This window comes from Kitasatospora sp. NPDC001683, from assembly GCF_053596495.1.
The window spans coordinates 129396-144957 of the sequence record NZ_JBSFGK010000006.1 but is presented as its reverse complement, the minus strand read 5'-3'; the positions used below and the strand labels follow the sequence as shown (position 1 = coordinate 144957).

Annotated in this window: 26 protein-coding genes; 21 read left to right on the top strand and 5 right to left on the bottom strand. The window is 69.2% G+C overall.

From position 1 onward, the window contains the following. Positions 1 to 39: 39 nt before the first annotated feature. The 4 genes from ACWCYO_RS05325 to ACWCYO_RS05310 all read right to left on the bottom strand — a co-directional run bounded on the left by ACWCYO_RS05325 (position 40) and on the right by ACWCYO_RS05310 (position 3182). Positions 40 to 759, bottom strand: coding sequence for a zinc-binding dehydrogenase (locus ACWCYO_RS05325; protein ID WP_449783456.1), 720 nt, complete (start codon positions 757 to 759; stop codon positions 40 to 42). Between the two features lie 16 nt (positions 760 to 775). Further along, a complete protein-coding gene (locus ACWCYO_RS05320) occupies positions 776 to 2356 on the bottom strand; it encodes a recombinase family protein (RefSeq protein ID WP_449783455.1) in 1581 nt (526 codons plus the stop codon). An 82-nt stretch (positions 2357 to 2438) separates the two neighbouring features. Beyond that, positions 2439 to 2705 (bottom strand): hypothetical protein, encoded by a 267-nt coding sequence (locus ACWCYO_RS05315; RefSeq protein WP_449783454.1) that lies wholly within the window; start codon positions 2703 to 2705, stop codon positions 2439 to 2441. Between the two features lie 33 nt (positions 2706 to 2738). Beyond that, the gene (locus ACWCYO_RS05310; RefSeq protein WP_449783453.1) at positions 2739 to 3182 is read right to left on the bottom strand and encodes a helix-turn-helix domain-containing protein; all 444 of its coding nucleotides are present in this window, start codon (positions 3180 to 3182) and stop codon (positions 2739 to 2741) included. Between the two features lie 284 nt (positions 3183 to 3466). On the opposite strand from ACWCYO_RS05310, the gene ACWCYO_RS05305 reads away from it, so the two are divergent. The 19 genes from ACWCYO_RS05305 to ACWCYO_RS05215 all read left to right on the top strand — a co-directional run bounded on the left by ACWCYO_RS05305 (position 3467) and on the right by ACWCYO_RS05215 (position 13992). Further along, on the top strand, positions 3467 to 3724 hold the full coding sequence (locus tag ACWCYO_RS05305; RefSeq protein WP_449783452.1) for a hypothetical protein: 258 nt from the start codon (positions 3467 to 3469) through the stop codon (positions 3722 to 3724). Continuing rightward, positions 3721 to 3942 (top strand): hypothetical protein, encoded by a 222-nt coding sequence (locus ACWCYO_RS05300; protein ID WP_449783451.1) that lies wholly within the window; start codon positions 3721 to 3723, stop codon positions 3940 to 3942. The genes ACWCYO_RS05305 and ACWCYO_RS05300 overlap by 4 nt, the downstream gene beginning before the upstream one ends. A gap of 93 nt (positions 3943 to 4035) precedes the next feature. After that, entirely contained in the window at positions 4036 to 4575 is a 540-nt protein-coding gene (locus ACWCYO_RS05295) for a hypothetical protein (RefSeq protein ID WP_449783450.1), read from the top strand. Beyond that, positions 4572 to 4892, top strand: a complete 321-nt coding sequence (locus ACWCYO_RS05290) for a hypothetical protein (protein WP_449783449.1) — start codon at positions 4572 to 4574, stop codon at positions 4890 to 4892. The genes ACWCYO_RS05295 and ACWCYO_RS05290 overlap by 4 nt, the downstream gene beginning before the upstream one ends. After that, positions 4892 to 5335, top strand: a complete 444-nt coding sequence (locus ACWCYO_RS05285) for a hypothetical protein (RefSeq protein ID WP_449783448.1) — start codon at positions 4892 to 4894, stop codon at positions 5333 to 5335. Before ACWCYO_RS05290 ends, ACWCYO_RS05285 begins: the two co-directional genes overlap by 1 nt. A 154-nt stretch (positions 5336 to 5489) precedes the next feature. Beyond that, positions 5490 to 6374 carry a PD-(D/E)XK nuclease-like domain-containing protein gene (locus ACWCYO_RS05280; protein WP_449783447.1) on the top strand — a complete coding sequence of 295 codons (885 nt, stop codon included), beginning with the start codon at positions 5490 to 5492 and terminating at the stop codon, positions 6372 to 6374. A 35-nt stretch (positions 6375 to 6409) separates the two neighbouring features. After that, the gene (locus ACWCYO_RS05275; RefSeq protein WP_449783446.1) at positions 6410 to 7324 is read left to right on the top strand and encodes a hypothetical protein; all 915 of its coding nucleotides are present in this window, start codon (positions 6410 to 6412) and stop codon (positions 7322 to 7324) included. After that, a complete protein-coding gene (locus ACWCYO_RS05270; RefSeq protein WP_449783445.1) occupies positions 7321 to 7908 on the top strand; it encodes a phiSA1p31-related protein in 588 nt (195 codons plus the stop codon). The genes ACWCYO_RS05275 and ACWCYO_RS05270 overlap by 4 nt, the downstream gene beginning before the upstream one ends. A 78-nt stretch (positions 7909 to 7986) precedes the next feature. Continuing rightward, a complete protein-coding gene (locus ACWCYO_RS05265) occupies positions 7987 to 8460 on the top strand; it encodes a hypothetical protein (RefSeq protein WP_449783444.1) in 474 nt (157 codons plus the stop codon). Between the two features lie 25 nt (positions 8461 to 8485). Then, a complete protein-coding gene (locus ACWCYO_RS05260; protein ID WP_449783443.1) occupies positions 8486 to 8866 on the top strand; it encodes a hypothetical protein in 381 nt (126 codons plus the stop codon). Further along, the gene (locus ACWCYO_RS05255; RefSeq protein WP_449783442.1) at positions 8863 to 9054 is read left to right on the top strand and encodes a hypothetical protein; all 192 of its coding nucleotides are present in this window, start codon (positions 8863 to 8865) and stop codon (positions 9052 to 9054) included. The genes ACWCYO_RS05260 and ACWCYO_RS05255 overlap by 4 nt, the downstream gene beginning before the upstream one ends. Then, a complete protein-coding gene (locus tag ACWCYO_RS05250; protein ID WP_449783441.1) occupies positions 9047 to 9655 on the top strand; it encodes a hypothetical protein in 609 nt (202 codons plus the stop codon). The genes ACWCYO_RS05255 and ACWCYO_RS05250 overlap by 8 nt, the downstream gene beginning before the upstream one ends. Beyond that, entirely contained in the window at positions 9652 to 9927 is a 276-nt protein-coding gene (locus tag ACWCYO_RS05245; RefSeq protein WP_449783440.1) for a WhiB family transcriptional regulator, read from the top strand. Before ACWCYO_RS05250 ends, ACWCYO_RS05245 begins: the two co-directional genes overlap by 4 nt. Positions 9928 to 10080: 153 nt before the next feature. Next, positions 10081 to 10551: a single-stranded DNA-binding protein gene (locus tag ACWCYO_RS05240; RefSeq protein WP_449783439.1), complete on the top strand. Its 471-nt coding sequence runs from the start codon at positions 10081 to 10083 to the stop codon at positions 10549 to 10551. Between the two features lie 56 nt (positions 10552 to 10607). After that, positions 10608 to 11585 (top strand): hypothetical protein, encoded by a 978-nt coding sequence (locus tag ACWCYO_RS05235; RefSeq protein ID WP_449783438.1) that lies wholly within the window; start codon positions 10608 to 10610, stop codon positions 11583 to 11585. After that, positions 11585 to 12889 (top strand): AAA family ATPase, encoded by a 1305-nt coding sequence (locus tag ACWCYO_RS05230; protein ID WP_449783437.1) that lies wholly within the window; start codon positions 11585 to 11587, stop codon positions 12887 to 12889. The genes ACWCYO_RS05235 and ACWCYO_RS05230 overlap by 1 nt, the downstream gene beginning before the upstream one ends. Then, positions 12886 to 13065, top strand: a complete 180-nt coding sequence (locus ACWCYO_RS05225; RefSeq protein WP_449783436.1) for a hypothetical protein — start codon at positions 12886 to 12888, stop codon at positions 13063 to 13065. Before ACWCYO_RS05230 ends, ACWCYO_RS05225 begins: the two co-directional genes overlap by 4 nt. 175 nt (positions 13066 to 13240) lie before the next feature. Next, positions 13241 to 13624, top strand: a complete 384-nt coding sequence (locus ACWCYO_RS05220; protein ID WP_449783435.1) for a zinc finger domain-containing protein — start codon at positions 13241 to 13243, stop codon at positions 13622 to 13624. A gap of 20 nt (positions 13625 to 13644) precedes the next feature. Beyond that, entirely contained in the window at positions 13645 to 13992 is a 348-nt protein-coding gene (locus tag ACWCYO_RS05215; RefSeq protein ID WP_449783434.1) for an SLOG family protein, read from the top strand. Positions 13993 to 14057: 65 nt separating this feature from the next. Here the strand turns inward: ACWCYO_RS05215 and ACWCYO_RS05210 are convergent, their stop codons facing one another. Continuing rightward, positions 14058 to 14429: a hypothetical protein gene (locus ACWCYO_RS05210; RefSeq protein WP_449783433.1), complete on the bottom strand. Its 372-nt coding sequence runs from the start codon at positions 14427 to 14429 to the stop codon at positions 14058 to 14060. A 75-nt stretch (positions 14430 to 14504) separates the two neighbouring features. On the opposite strand from ACWCYO_RS05210, the gene ACWCYO_RS05205 reads away from it, so the two are divergent. Further along, positions 14505 to 14885 carry a hypothetical protein gene (locus ACWCYO_RS05205; RefSeq protein ID WP_449783432.1) on the top strand — a complete coding sequence of 127 codons (381 nt, stop codon included), beginning with the start codon at positions 14505 to 14507 and terminating at the stop codon, positions 14883 to 14885. A 60-nt stretch (positions 14886 to 14945) separates the two neighbouring features. Then, positions 14946 to 15476, top strand: coding sequence for a hypothetical protein (locus ACWCYO_RS05200; protein ID WP_449783431.1), 531 nt, complete (start codon positions 14946 to 14948; stop codon positions 15474 to 15476). The last annotated feature ends 86 nt before the right edge of the window (positions 15477 to 15562 follow it).

The following is a 15562-nucleotide window of genomic DNA, read 5'->3' as shown; positions in this document are numbered from 1 at the left end:
CCGCCCGCCAGGCCTTCCGCTGGTACTCGGCGGTCCGGGTCAGTCGGTGACGGTCACGACGATCTTGCCGACCTGGGTGCCGGCCTCCAGATAGCGGTGGGCCTCGACGATGCTGTCGAGGCCCTCGAAGACGCGGTCGACGACGGGGACGAAAGTCGCATCCTTCAGACCCGCGGTGATGAACGCGTGGCCGCGGCGCAACCGCTCGGCGTCGCGGCTGACTTCGTGGACGGTGTAGAAGCGGCTGGTGATGGGGGCGAAGGTGGCCTGGCCGGGCATGGGGGTGTCGCGCGGGTCCAGGCGGCCGTAGACGATCAGGCGCCCGCCGGGGGTGATCGTCTCGGCGAGGGTGTTCACGCCGGGGCCGGCGACGGCGTCGAAGACGGTGCGCACGCCTTCGCCGCCCGTGATGTCCAGGACGCGGGCGGTCAGGTCCTCCTCGCCGGTGACGATCACATGGGCGGCGCCGGCCTCCAGGAGCCGGCGTGTCTTGGCTCGGGTGCGGGTGGTGGCGATCGGTACGGCACCGACGCGCCGGGCGATGCGGATCGCGGCCAGTCCCACGCTGGAGGCCGCGGCGGTGAGCAGCACGTGGTCGCCGGGGCGCAGGTGGCCGTCCTCGGCGAGGGCGCCGTAGGCGGTCAGGTAGGGCATCCAGGTGGCGGCGCCCTGGACGGCGCTCAGGTGCGCCGGGCGGTGGACGGCGGCGCGGGCGGGCACGATGGCGTGGGTGGCGTAAACGCCGTAGTCGTTCTGCATGAATGCCTCTAATGCACTACCAATTCGGGGTGATCACCACGCGGCGGTCCTTCGTCACCGAGACCTGTTCAACCACACGCCTGAGCAGGGCGTTCATCCGGTCTGGCGCAAGGGTCCCCCATTCTTCCAGTAGTCCGAGCGCGACCGCGATTGCGGCGTCTCGGCGCACGTCGGGGTCCTCGTGTCGATCGCCGGGCTTGGCGTCGTCGAGATCGGCTCGAGCCTGCGCCTTCTCGTTCCTGAGTGCCAGGAGGGTTTGGCGGTGCCCCTCGGCCAGGGTTCCATCGTCGTCATCCTCCTCGAGCATTGCGAAGGTCTGCATCTGTCGAGCGATGGCCTTGTCCAGCTTCGCGATGCGTTCCTCCAGAGCTGCTGTCCGGCTAGGGCCGGTGCTCGGCTGGCGAAGCCGCAACTCTCGCGCGCGGGAGTCGGCTTGTCGGGCACTGGCTTCCACTTCCTCGACGATGCCCTCGAGCCAGGTCTTGACGGCAGCCAGCAGCTTGCGTTCCGACAGATTCCAGCCCTCACAGACTGCGCGCCCCTGGCTGTGGCGCGTCTTGCAGCGATAGTTGTGATAGGCGTTCTTGCTCTTTCCTCGCGTCGTGGTGCCCCCGCAGATGCCGCATCGGACGAGGCCGGACAGCGGGTAGGACGCCCGTCGCGCGCGAGGCGGGGCTTGGGAGACCTGCTTGCGCCGCTGCTGGTAGAGGGCCCAGTTCTCGTCCGAAATGATCGCCGGATGGTGAAGCGTCGGGTGTCGGACCAGTTTGTGGGCTGGACAGTCGGCCTTGTAGGGCTGCCGGCAGTCCGGGTCGTGGATGCGCAGGTAGCCGGCAGGGAAGCCACCGTCCATGTATCGCTTGAGTGCCGAGATCGACCAGGGGTTCCCCTGTACCGTGCGATGGCCGGCCTCGTTGAGCGTCTGACAGAGGGGCAAAAATCCTTCACCATTGATGTAGCGCTGGTAGAGGTCGCCTACCAGCGGGGCGACTGCTGGGTCGATCTCGTAACGCTCCTCCTGGAGCGTGACCGATCCGTCCGGCCTGAAGATTTTTCGCGGGTACCAGATGTATCCCAGCCGGTGGCCTCCGGTCGCGGGGAGCCCACTCTCCCTGCGGTGGGCGTGCGTCTCACGCCACTGCGTTCCGGCACGGTCGGACTCGTAGGCGTTGAACTCGAAGATGATGCCGCGCTGCAGCTTGCCCTCGGCCGTGGCCGTGTCGACGTACTCGGTGGCGGAGACGAGTGAGCCGCCCGCCCTTTCGACGCGGTCCAGGTTGGTGGCGCATCCGGTGCGGCTTCGGCCGAATCGGCTGTACTTCCAGACTGCGATGATGGTGGCTTCGCCGGCTTCAACCCGCTCGATGACTCTCATGATGCGGCGTTTGAAGTTTCGGCCGGTCTTGTCGAGGTCTTCGACCCAGTCGACGATCTTGTGTCCGGTGCGAGCCGACCACTCCTCGATGGACTTGCGTTGAAGCTCGGGAGAGATCATCTCTTCGCGGGCGAGGCTCACCCTGATGTAGCCGATCGCCGCGGCCGGTTCTTGATCTACGCGACCCCGCTGCACGGGAATGAGGGCGTCGTGGGTTGCCATGGCTCCGTCCCCTGGGGAAAAGAGGACGCCGCCTCGACATCCGGAGTCTGGGCTCGCGGGCCGGGCGGCGTTCCTGATGCGGCTACAGATCGTACGTGCAGCTGCTGCTGTTCGTTGGCGTCTTCTGGTCGAGTTGACGCTCACGGATGAGTTCGAGCGCCAGGGCCAGGGCTTCGCCCTGGATCTGTTCACGCGTCTGGTTCCTGGTGAGGGCGACAGCGACCAGTGGCACCACTCCTAGCATCGTCGCCGTGAGCCCGTAGGGCTCGACGACGGTTGTGTTGGTAGCCACCCCCGCGGCGGTTGCGGCCAGTCCGACGGCCGTCACGATGGTGCCGAGTATCGGCACCCTGAGGGAGAGTGACGGTGACGACGGCATTGCTCACCTCTTCGCAGACAGTCCACCCGTTTGCGATTGGATGATCGTACCGCCCTTGGGCTCTTCAGCGAAGGATTTCGCGACAGCTTCGACGCTTGCCACGAACAAGTGCCGGCGCTCTTCGGGGATTCCGTACCGGCGGGCGGCTTCGTAGAGGTCGAGGTCGGCGGCCTTCGGCGGGGTGACGTCGGTCGGGATGTCGTCGGCTTGGAGAGTTCCAGACCGTACGAGCATCTCGTGGAGGGGGACGTCGAGGACACGGGCCCATGCGCGCTGGCTATCGATGGAGGGCCGCACTTCGCCGCGGAAGGCGCGTCCGGTCTGCCCGCGGTCGGTGCCTGCGGCGCGAGCGAGCTCGGAGATTCCTCCGCGGGTGGCGGGGTCGTAGCCGGCAGCAGCGGCTTGCTCTCGTAGCCAGTCGGCGAACTCCTGGAGCTGGTGGTCCATGACGGCGCCTCCTTCGCTGATGTGTGGGCCCACGGTTGATGCTATCGGTCCTGGAGTGCAGGTTTTGTCCGTGTGCTTGCACATCATTGCTGGTCAGTGACCCTGAGGTGGCTTGACCAGGGCATAGCAAGGATGGCGCGCACCGCATCTTTACGCCAGGACCGCACGCCGATTTCTCGCCGTGGCTGTGCACACACCCGTTTCAGCGCTATCGTTGATGTGCGAGCACACGGAATGTGTGTCCACACCCACGCTGTCCTGCGCAAACAGGGAGGTGAACCCCTATGCCCGCAAAGCTCCGCTTCAACACCGCAGCCCTCACGTCCGCTGCGACGAAGGCCAAGCATGTCCGTCCCAACGGGAAGCTCCACCTCGCGGAAATCAGCCGCCACTCCGGTGTCGACCCGGCTGTGCTCAGCCGAGTCACGCGGCACGAAAATGGGCCGGATATCACCACTGTCTTCTACCTGGCAGAGGCCTACCAGCTTCTGATGGAGACCCTCCTCATTGTCGAGGAATCCACCGAGCAGGCCGCGGCATGAGCGCCGCGCGCCAGCAGGCTATCGCCGCGGCCGGCCAGATCCTCGCCGCCGCGCGCGCCGAACGCGATGCACTCTCCCCCGAAGAAGCCGCGAAGGCCGCCTGGTATCCGGGGCACGAACTCGGAACCGTCGAAGCGATACGGGACTTGATCATCGAGCAGCGAGTGAAGGCGGCTGAACGCAAGCTTCCCGCCCTGTCGATGCCGGCCGCCGCATAGCAGCAAGCCCGAGGGCCGGGGCCGCACATGGAGGCCAGTCCACAGCAGCCCCTCCGGCCTGCCCACTACACACTCAGAGACAGGAGGCAGGCCGTGATCACACAGCCTACCCAAACACCCTCCCCCACCGTCTACCGACGGATCCCCGCCCGCTTCCAGGTGCTGGCCGAGGTCGACGACCTGCCGGCGTGGTCGCCGCAGACTCGGCAGCTCATGGCGGACTACCGCCTGCAGGAGGCCCTTCGGGCGCTGATCGCCCGGGTGCCGAACTCGACGGTGACGGACACGGCCATCTCGGCAGACCGCTCCACAGTCGAGCTGTGCGTTCGCACGGTCGACGACCTGAGCGTCTGGTACGACTCGATCCCGAAGGCGACAGCGTCGGCCGCGAGCCGCTGCGAGCGCCGCGTGGACAACCAGCTGTACGCGCTCGGCGGGATGCAGTGGAAGGTGTTCCTGCCAGCGCTCGCCGACCTGCCGGGCGTGCGGGTCACGGTCTCGACCCAAAGCGGCGAGAACGAGGAACTGCCGGACACCCGGCTCGTGCGGCACATGTGCCCGTGGGAAGCCAGGCTGCGGGCGATCCGCATCCGCGAGGCTGCGGTCGCTGCCCTGTCGGCGGTGGCGTCATGAGCACCGTGACGGATCTCCGGACGGTCACCGCTGAGGCCGAGATCGTGGTGGACGGCGAAGAGCTGTGGGTGTCGCCGGGTCAGAACAAGCACGGCCTGTACTGGGCTTTGTCCACGCCGTCCGAGGTCCCCGTCGGGGTTGTGACCCTGTCGCTCGACGGTTCTGCCGGTGCGGCCGTCAGGACGGTCGCCTGGCACGGCAAGTCGGTTCAGGACGCGGCCTGTTGGGTGGTGGCCGCCCTTCGCGGTGAGCTGACCTGCCCGTGCGGCTGTGGCCCAATCCACCAGCACGACGCGAGGACGAAGGAGCAGGCGTGATGGCCGACTTCCCGAGCCCGGTGGCCGGGCGGGCTGCCCGGCTGCTGGCCAAGACGTACGGCGCCCCGCTGGCGCGCTCGGTCGCCGCCCTGCTGGACCGTGAGGGCCTGCTCTCCCACGCAGCGGCCCGGATCAACGCGGCGTTTCCGGTGTGGGTGAGGCGCCGGCAGATCGGCGTCGAGCTGGACGTGACGTCGCTGGCGTCCGCCTTGTTCGTGTCGCTGGCGGCGGAGGCTGCGGAGGACCCGGAGGGCGTCGGCCAGGAGCTGGCGGACCTGTACGCGGCGTCCGGGCCGGAGCGCGACGACCTGCTGCAGAAGCTCCTGGACCGCCTGGGTGGCGCGAACATGCTGCTGGCGAGCGTGGACGCCGAGGATCTCGCGGCGCAGCTGCTGGTTGCCACGGGGAACCACATCCCGCGGCAGCGCAAGGGGGCGGCGTGATGGCGGCGACGGTGATTGCCGTCCTGGCGTTGGCGGTTCTGGTGGCGCTCGGGGCGGTGGCTGAGTCCCGGTCGCGCCAGAGGGTGCGGTCGGTCCGGGCGTCCGAACTGGAGCGGGTCCCGTACGCGACGTTCCACACCGAGGAGGACAGCCGATGACCACCACCGAGCTGCCGGGGCACATGGCCCCGGCCGCCGGGCCCATCGTCACCGAGCCAGGCGTCTACGACCTCCCGGCCGAGGTGTACCACGCCGACCGCACATCGCTGTCCTCGACCGGTGCTCGAAAGCTTCTCAGCGCAACGCCCGCGAAGTTCAAGCACGAGCTCGACTACCCGGAGCCACCGAAGAAGGCGTTCGACATCGGCACCGCCGCTCACCGTCTGGTACTCGGCGACGGGCCCGACCTCGTTCTGGTCGACCACCCGGTGTGGAACACCAAGCTGGCCAAGGCTGAGGTTGCGGAGGCTCGCGAGGCCGGGGCCGTGCCGCTGAAGCGGGACGAATGGGAGCAGGTTCACGCGATGGCCGCCGAGCTGCGCCGTCACCCGCTCGCTGCGGCCCTGTTCGACCCGGACTACGGCAAGCCTGAGCAGTCGCTGTTCTGGACTGACAAGGCCACCGGAGTTCCGTGCCGGGCGCGTCTGGACTGGCTCGACAATGCCCGCGGCGGCCGGCTGCTCTTGCCGGATCTGAAGACGGCGACCGATGCCTCGACGGCGAAGTTCGAGAAGTCCGTCCTCGACTTCCGCTACGACCAGCAGGCCGACTTCTACATGGACGCCGTGCTGCAGCTCGGACTCGCGGACGACGTGAGCTTCGTGTTCGTGGTCCAGGAGAAGCAGCCTCCCTACCTGGTGAATGTCATCGAGCTGGCGACGCCGTGGTTGCTGATGGCTGCCGACCGTAACAAGCGGGCTCGCGAGATCTACGCCGAGTGCACCGCGTCCGGTGTCTGGCCCGGCTACGGGACTGAGGTGTCGATGGCCTCCGCCCCGGACTGGCTGCTGGCCCTGCATGAGCGCGAGTACCGGTCGTGACCGACCCCAAAGACCCTCACGTGAAGGACCGTTCGATGACCGAGATCGCCATCCCCGAGTCCCCCTCCCCCGTGTCGATCGCCCAGCAGCCTGCCACGTACGCGTCGGCCGCGCGATCCATCGCCGACTGGGCGCACGAGGCGGACCTGGCCTACCAGCTCGCCGATCGCCTGTCGAAGACGTCGTTCGTTCCCTCGACGATGCGCGGCAAGGTCGGCGACATTACCGCCTGCCTGCTGGCCGGCAACGAGCTCGGATTGCCGCCCATGGCCGCGCTCAAGTCCATGGATGTCATCCACGGGACCCCGGGGTTGCGGGCCCACGCCATGCGGGCACTCCTGCAGTCCCGCGGCCACGAGATCGAGCTCATCGAGTCGAGTGACACGGTGTGCCGGATGCGCGGTCGCCGCAACGGTGCGGAGGCGTGGCAGGAGGTCGTGTGGACGATCGCCCGGGCCAAGATGGCCGGTTTCGTGGCGAAGAACTCGAACTACACGTCGCAGCCGGCGAACATGCTGGTTGCCCGCGCGACGGGGGAGATCTGCCGCCTGGTCGCCTCGGATGCTCTGCATGGCGTGCCGTACACCGTGGAGGAGCTGCGGGACTCACGGCCGCAGATCACGGCGGTGCAGGCGGGCGCGCCGGTGACGGCGACGGAGATCCTGTCGCGTCGCGGCCCGGCCCCGCAGGAGATCGCGCCCGCTGCGGAGTCCGGGGATGCCACTGGCACAGACGGCCCCGGCGATGTTGAGCCGGTCGACGGTGAGGTGTACGACGAGGCCGCGAAGCTGTGGGACGACATCCTCGACGCCGCCGACGACAAGCACGGATGGTCGGCGGAGAAGACGGAGAGCGAGTTCCTCAAGGGCTCGGTAGGGGTGCCCGCCGCCCTGGCGCCCCTCGACACCCTCCGGGCCTTCCACGCTCACCTGATGGGCGGGGCGGCATGAGCATCGACCACGCCAGGGAGGCCGCCCGGCTGCTGTCGCAGGCCTCCTATCGGACCGGAGGCCAAGCGAACGCCAGCTTCACCGACCCGGGAACCGCCGCGATCCTCGCATCGATGGCCCAGGCGCACGCCACCCTGGCGCATCTTCCGGAGCAGCAAGTCTTCGCACAGGAGCGGATGCAGGCGCTGCTCAAGGTGGTCGTCGAGCATGCAGTGAAGCTGGCGACGCATTGGGAGCCATCGCTGCAGCAGGCCGCCACCGAGTTCATGCGCGACCTCGACGGGGCCGGCATCGAGATTGACCGGCTGGTCGACGAGTGGTCCGAGAGGACGGGGCGCGGGCCGCTCGTGTGCGACATGTTCGGGCAGCGCTACGACCTGTTGAAGCAGTGGATCGACCGGCGCGGGAAGCGTTGGGAGCACACCGGCGGCTGGTCCGACGTGGGTGGCCCGATCATGCGCCGGGATGAGCCGGACGGCGACTCGATGGTCCTGTCTGAGCTGATCCGCGAGTACGGGCCCCTCAACACGGTTGCCGCTCCTCCGAAGTCGCCCGTCGAGATCGAAGTCGACTGCCCGTTCTGACAGCGCGCGGGGCCGAGCCCGTCCGCAGCAGGCTCGGCCCCCTCCGATCGTTTCACCCTCGACATCCCAGGAGACCCCGTGTCTGCCGATCTTCATCTGCAGTCGGCCCTCAGCGAAGCCGACACGTTTCGCCGGGTGGTCGTTGACCACATTGTCACCGGCCTCAGTCATCCCTCCGGAGCCGTCCGCAACCAGGCCCTCGCGCTGGCCACCGAGATGGACGCCGCCGGCCTCAACGTCGACCCCGATGTCAAGGCGTGCGGTCAGAACCAGACCGTCCGCCAGCCGCGTCAGCGCCTGATCGAGCTCGAACCGCAGGAAACCAGCGTTCTCGCCCGGGTCGCCTGGGGTTGGGACATGCCCGCGATCTCCAAGGCGCTCGACATCACCGTCAACGCGGCCCGCACGGTCAACCAGGCCGTCCACCGAAAGCTCGGCGCCAGCAACGCCGCGCACGCCGTCGCTCTCGCCATCGGACTCGGGCTACTGCCGGCCGACGTCGCTACCAATCCCGCCACGAAGCCCGGAGGACACGATGGACCTGTTCGGTAGACAAGCGCGCCAGGAAAACGCCGAGTTGAAGACGCGCGTCCGGCGGCGCACCGAGCAGCGCGACTACCACCACAGCCGCGCCGACCGTGCCCACTACGTCATCAGGCTCATCGCCGGGAAGTTCTCGGACGCCCACGCCCTGTGCTGGGGCGAGAACGCCCGCCTCCACGACATGGTCGCCGGCCACCAGAACCTGCTCACCCGGCACGCCCGGCTCATACGCGGCTGCGCCCGCTACCGGGCCGAGAACCAACAGCTGCGCCGCGAACTGCGCGCCGCGCGCCGCGATTTCGCCGAACGGCAGATCGCCCTCGAAGACCGGCTGAACGCGCTCCAGGCCGCCAACGAGAACCACTACAAGGACTCCGCCGCAGCAGCCGCGCCGATCCCTCCCATCGCCGCGTGACCTTCGCCGCCTGCCTGGCGCTGCTGTGGTGCACCCACACCGGCGTCAGCGCAGTCCAGGCCTACCACCACCTCGTCCAGAAACGGCCCGTGCTCACCCGATACGCGCTCGCCCTGGCCATCCTGGCCGGCACCGCCCTCGCCCTCGTTGTCTTCGCCATCACCGCATGGAGCACCCGAGATGACTGACACCGCGCTCCTCCCGCCCCCGGGAGGCACTCTCACCCACGGTCCGACCGTCATCGGCCTCGACACCAGCCTCACCGCCACCGGCATCGCCTCCTCCCTCGGCTGGTGCGAGACCGTCGGCCACACCGACAAGAAGAGCCCGATCACCAAGCTCCCCCACCCCGAGCGCATCACCGCGATGCGCAAGGTCTCCGCCGCCGTCCTGCTGAACCTCGGACGCCCCGACCTCGTCGTCATGGAAACCCCGGCCCTGTCCCGCACGGGCGGAGGCAGCCACGAGCGCGGCTGGTTGTGGTGGCGGCTGTACGAGTACCTCACGGACTCCGAGATCCCCGTGGCCCTTATGGATCCGCGGCAGCGCATGCTGTACGCCACCGGGAAGGGTGCGGCCACCAAGTCCGCCGTCGTGGACGCCGTGGCCCGCCGATGGCCCGCATGGGCGACCGGCGGGGACGACAACCAGGCCGACGCCGTCGTCCTCATGGCCGCCGGCCGGGACTACCTGGACCACCCGATCACCGTGATGCCGGCCGCGAACCGGGCCGCGTTGGCAAGGGCTGTGTGGCCCGATGGGATTCGTCTCGGGGGTGCGGTCCGATGAGGTGGGAAGCCCTCGGCGCCTGCTGTGACGAGAAGGTCGACGGCGACCTCTTCTACCCGGTCTCCTACACCAGCCCCGCGGGCAGGGACCAGGTCGAGGAAGCCCGCAAGGTCTGCGGTCGCTGCCCCGTCGCCGCCGCCTGCCTGCAGGACGCCCTCGACAGAGAGGGCCAGAAGGACACCAAGAGCCGACACGGGATCTGCGGCGGCCTCACCCCCCGTGAGCGCTACCTCCTCAGCAAGAAGCAGCGAAATCTCGCGCCCGCGGCATGACCGTCCTGGCCTGGGGCGACCGCTCCCACTGGGCCACCCAGGCCAAACCATGCAAGCACTGCGGCGACCTCACCCACCTCCGCGACGAAGACCGCCGCCCCTCCCACAAGGTCTGCGCCGAGCAGGCCCTCACCCTCGACCCGAAGGACGGCCATGGCCGGAGAGACCCTGATCACGATCGTCGGCAATCTCGTCGATGACCCGGAGCTGCGCTTCACCCAGTCCGGTGTTCCGGTCGCGAAGTTCCGCATCGCGTCCACCCCCCGCACCTTCGACCGTCAGAGCAACGAGTGGAAGGACGGCGAAAGCCTCTTCCTCACCTGCAACGTCTGGCGCCAGCCGGCGGAGAACGTCGCCGAGTCGCTGCAGCGCGGCATGCGCGTCATCGTTCAGGGCCGCCTCAACCAGCGGTCGTACGAGAAGGACGGCCAGAAGCGAACCGTCTTCGAGGTCGAGGTCGAGGAGGTCGGCCCGTCCCTGCGGTCGGCGACCGCGAAGGTCACCCGGGCGCACCGTGGGCAGGGCGGGGCGCAGCAGGCGGGGCGAAGCGATGACCCGTGGTCCCAGTCCAAGGCGCCCGTGCAGGCCGGTTGGGGTGCCTCGCAGCAAGAGGCTCCGTTCTAGATCATCTCGGCGCTCAACTACTCCACTGAATTGCGACGTTGAAGGAGCACGGCACCATGGCACGCGGTCACGGACGGGTCCTCACCCGCATCTGGGACGACCCCGACTTCACCGCTCTGCCGGGGGAGATCCAGCGGCTGTACCTGTTCCTCATCAGCCAGCCGAATCTCAACCACGCGGGCCTGCTGCCGCTGACGCTGAAGCGGTGGAGTTCCAGGGCCCACGGTCTGAACCCCGAGGTTCTGCGGCGCCAGCTCGGGGTGCTGGCCGAGCGGAGGTTCGTCGTGGTCGACGAGGACACCGAGGAGCTTCTGGTGCGCTCGTTCGTCCGGAACGACGGGGTATGGAAGCAGCCGCAGGTGATGGGCGCGATGGTGTCGGGCGCTCTGGAGATCTCGTCCCGCCTGCTGCGGGCAGCGCTGCTGGCGGAGGTCGAGCGGATCCCGCTGGACGAGCTGAGCGATGAGCCCGGCCGCAAGGGTCTGTCGCCTCTGCAGGAGGTGTCGCGGCATATCGCGGCGTTGCGGGCGGCGTTCCGCGAGCCGGATCCGAAACCTCCTGCGGCGGCCCTTCCCGAAGGGGGTGGGGAAGGGGTTGCGGAACCCCTTCCGGAAGGGGTGGAGGCAGGCTCAACGCGCGCGCGCGGGCGTTTTCCCCTACCCCTACCCCATTCCCCTTCTCTTCTCGTCGCGGATGTCGTCGACATCCGGTCCGCCCGCTCGGAGCGGCCGGACGTGGAGGAGGCCTGCACTCTGCTCGCGGACCTGATCGCTGCGAACGGCACCAAGCGCCCGAACATCACCAAGCGCTGGCGTGACGCAGCCCGGCTCATGATCGACGCCGACAAGGTCGCCCTCCCCGATGTCCTCGGCGCCATCCGCTGGTCCCAGAACGACGAGTTCTGGCGCAGCAACATCCTCTCGATGCCGAAGCTGCGCCAGAAGTACCCCCAACTCAGGCTCCGCGCCCAAGCCCAGCAGCAACGCCGCCATCCCACCGACTACCAGGCCTACGCAGACCAGGGAGTCTTCTAGTGACCACCGATGCCGACTTCAGCCGGACCGAACCCAACGACCTGACCGCCGAGCAGGCCTTCCTCGGCACCATCACGCTCAGCCGCGACGCTCGCCGTGCCCTGCGGGACACCACCGTCACCGCCGAGGACTTCTACCGGCCCGCACACGCCTCCATGCACCGGGCGATCACGGCGATCGCCGAGACCAGCGACCCCATCGACCCGATCACCATCGTCGCCGCCCTCGACGCCCGCGGCGAACTCGCCAGGTGCGGCGGCCGCGACTACATCAACACCTGCATAGACGCCGCCCAGCACGGGCCCAGCCTCGATTGGCTCAACCACCGTCTCCGGAGCCTGGCCCTGCGCCGCGCCCTGGTCCATGCCGGCACCGAGATCCGTGAACTCGGCTACGCGGCTGAGGGCGAGCCCAGTGAACTCGCCGAGCATGCCGTCACTCGGCTGCGAGAGGTCCGTGACGCCGGCCGGGCCGTCGAGGACTCCCCCGTCCAGGACATCCACGACTTCCTCGCCGGAGACGACCCCGACTACGACTGGACGCTGCCCGGCTACCTGGAGCGCACCGACCGCATCGTGTGGACGGCAGGCGAGGGCGGAGGCAAGTCCTTCCTCCAGCGCCAGCTCGGCGTCACCGCGTCCGCCGGCCTGCTGCCGTTCGGGGACGCCAACCCGCTGGGCCCACAGAAGGTGTTGATCTTGGATTGCGAGAACTCGCACCGGCAGTCCCGGCGGCACTACCGGGGCCTGGTCCAGGTCGCCGAGCACACGGGCGCGCCGGTGGGTCGCGGGCAGCTGCACATCGACCTGCGGCCCGAGGGCGTGGACCTGACCCGCGGGGAAGGCAGGGCGTGGCTGATGCGCCGCGTCGAGGCGGTCATGCCGGACCTGCTGATCGTCGGCCCGATCTACCGGTTGCACAACGGCGATCCGAACTCGGAGGAACTCGCCCGCAAGATCACCGTCGTCCTGGACGACGCCCGCGCCACCGCCGGCTGCGCCCTCTCGATGGAGGCGCACTCCCCGCAGGGCGGGCCGATGGGACCGCGGACGTTGCGCCCCGTCGGCAGCTCCCTGTGGCTGCGCTGGCCCGAATTCGGGCTCGGCCTGCGTCCCGTTGAGGACGCACGCTCCGCGCAGGACGACCGCGCCCGGCGGGTGCTGCCCTGGCGCGGTGCCCGCGACGAACGCCAGTGGCCCCGGTTCATCTGCCAGGGCCACGAAGGCTCCTGGCCGTGGCGCACCTACAAGCCCGTCGACGCCGACCCGTTCACCGGCCACTCCCCCACTGGAGCGCTCTCATGACCCTGACCGAGCACTGCCCTGCTTGCCTGTCCCGCGCCCGGATCGTCGCCCAGCAGGACGACGGCACCCACACGCACATGACGTGGGCCTGCTCCCGCTGCTTCCGACAGTGGGACACCGAGTACCTCACCGCGGCGTACGCGGACGACGGGTTCGACGAGCTTCGTGACTGTTGACCCGTCGGCCGGACGGTCATGACGTTCCCGATCTGATGCACCGGTTGGCGGCCTTGCATTGCCGAAAGGCGCTCAGGGGCCGCCAGGAGCGCCGCACGGCTCGCTTGAGCCCATCACTCCAGCCCTGCCCCACGGGCCACTTCTCACCCCCTTCTCGCCCCGATTTGAGGCCATCATGGCGAACAGTGCCACTGCGGTTCCGAAACCGGCGACTCATTCGCCGACTCCCCCACCCTCCCGGGCACGCCTTGAGCGGCTCCTCGAAGCCGTCGAGCGGCGCCGTCTCACCCCGGTCGAGGTTGCCGACCTCCGCCGGGGCGTCGAGCACCTGACGGTCTGCCTGGCGGGCGCCGGGGCGCAGCTGCGCCAATCGATCCTCGATGCCGAGCGGGTCGAGGAGGAGCACGCCGCGGAGCTGCGGGTTCTTCGGACTCCTGGCCTCGGGGTGGAGTGCCGGCGGTGCGGGGCCGCGGTCGGTGTGTGGTGTCGGCCGGTGGATGGCGAGGTGGCGCGGACGCTGCATGTGGCGCGCCTGGTGGACGCGGGGGTGCTGTCGTGATCGGGCCGTCGAGGATTCTGGTGACCGGTTCGCGCGCCTGGTCGGATCGTGCGGCGGTGGAGCACGCGCTTGGCGTTGCGTTCGGGCTGTTCCGGCCGATCGTGATCGTGCACGGGGCTTGCCCGACGGGCGCGGATGCGATGGCGGCCGCGTGGGCGCAGCGGGCTGGGGTGGAGGTGGAGGCGTGGCCGGCTGATTGGGCTCGGTGTGGCCGGGCTGCTGGCCCGTTGCGGAATGCGGCGATGGTGGCCGCGGGTGCGCGGTTCTGTCTGGCGTTCGTGCTGCCGGGGTCGCGCGGGACGCTCGACTGTATCCGGCGGGCGGAGGCGGCGGGCATTCCGGTGCGGCGGTTCGAGGCGGAGCTGTGAGCGGGCCCGGGCAGCACGAACGGCCGCTCGGCGCGGTGGGCCGGCGGCTGGCGGAGCAGCGTGGACTACTGGGTGGCTTCGGCGGCCTTGCGGGCGGCTTCGACTTCGCGGCCGACGGTGGGTGCGCGGCGGCGGTTGTCGACGCCGATCGCGGTGGCGAGCTTGCGGAAGTACTCGGGGGTGAGTCCGGTGAGGGCGGCGAGTTCCTGGTTACTGGCGCCGGCGCGGATGGCTTCTTCGGCTTGCTGCCGCATCTTGGGCTTGAGGTCGCGTTCGGCTTCGTAGGCGCGCTTGTAGCTGGCGAAGGTCTTGGCGGTCGCGGGGTCGGGTTCGTAGCTGGTCATGCCTGTCATGGTCTCACGCGGGTTGGCCATCGGGAAGGCCACCGTGTTGGTCTCACGAAAGATCTTGAAGGCCAACGCGTTGGCCTCTTGCATGGCCAACGTGTTGGCCTCATACTGGAGTCATCAGGGCAGCACCAAGCAGCCCAACCCATATCGGGGAGCGCCAAGATGACCGCCAAGGCCCGCAAGCTCATCCGCCGCACCATCACAGCGATCCGCATTGCCGCCGAGATCACCGTCGACGCGGCGTTCGCGATCCTCAACGGCCAGCTGAACGGCCTCATCCGCACCGGCGACATGCTCGACCGACTCGGCATCCAGCTCCCCGACGGACAGTCGTCCTGGTACGGCCGGCACGTCGCCAAGGCCTACCGCGCCGCCCACGACGGACAGGACGCGCCGAAGGCCTGGGTCCGACACCGCACGACCGGCCGGTGGATCCACGTCTTCGTCTACGCGGCCAACGACCCCGCGCTGCTCACCGGCCTGCGCACCTACAAGGCCACCGCCGACCTGATCTCGCAGGCCTCGTTCACGGAGGCCGCGTAGACCAACTTCGCCGCCACCCACGCCACCAGCCCGCGCACCACCCTCGCATCGGAGACCCCCGTGACCCCCAGCCTCGCCCTCGCCGCGACCGTCACCGGAACATTGGTCACCCTCGCCCCCATCGACCCGGCCGCCGTCCGCGAAGCCCACAGGCTGATCGACCCCGACGCGCCGATGTGGATGGATCCGGAAATCGCCGACCTGCTCGCCCAGATCGATGAGCTCGCGCAGCCCGCTCGCATCGACCGGAGCTGGCTGGAGGACAAGCTGCTCGTCGCCTATGGCGTTCCCGCCCGCGATCGGCTCGCCGAGGCCCGTGACCTCGCCGGTGAGCTCGCCCAGACTGCCCGCGAGATCCTCGGGCACAGTGCGAAGGTCACCGTACTCGGACCTGAGGTCTTCATCGCCTACCCGTCGACCACCGCCGGTGGCAGCGGCCACGCCATGGCCGCCCTGTGGGACGAGGGCGTCCGGCGGCTTGGCCTCCCCTCGGCCGTGGTGACCGTCGAGGACGGCGACCGGTACGGCGTCGGCCTGTGCGGTGAGATCACGGTGACGCTGTGCGCGACCGGTTGGGCCGTCCCCGCCTGACCGCTTCCGCACTCGATGCGCCTAACCCTCATGACTGGCTCGGCGGCCGTGACCACACCGGCCGCCAAACCCACCAACCATCCACC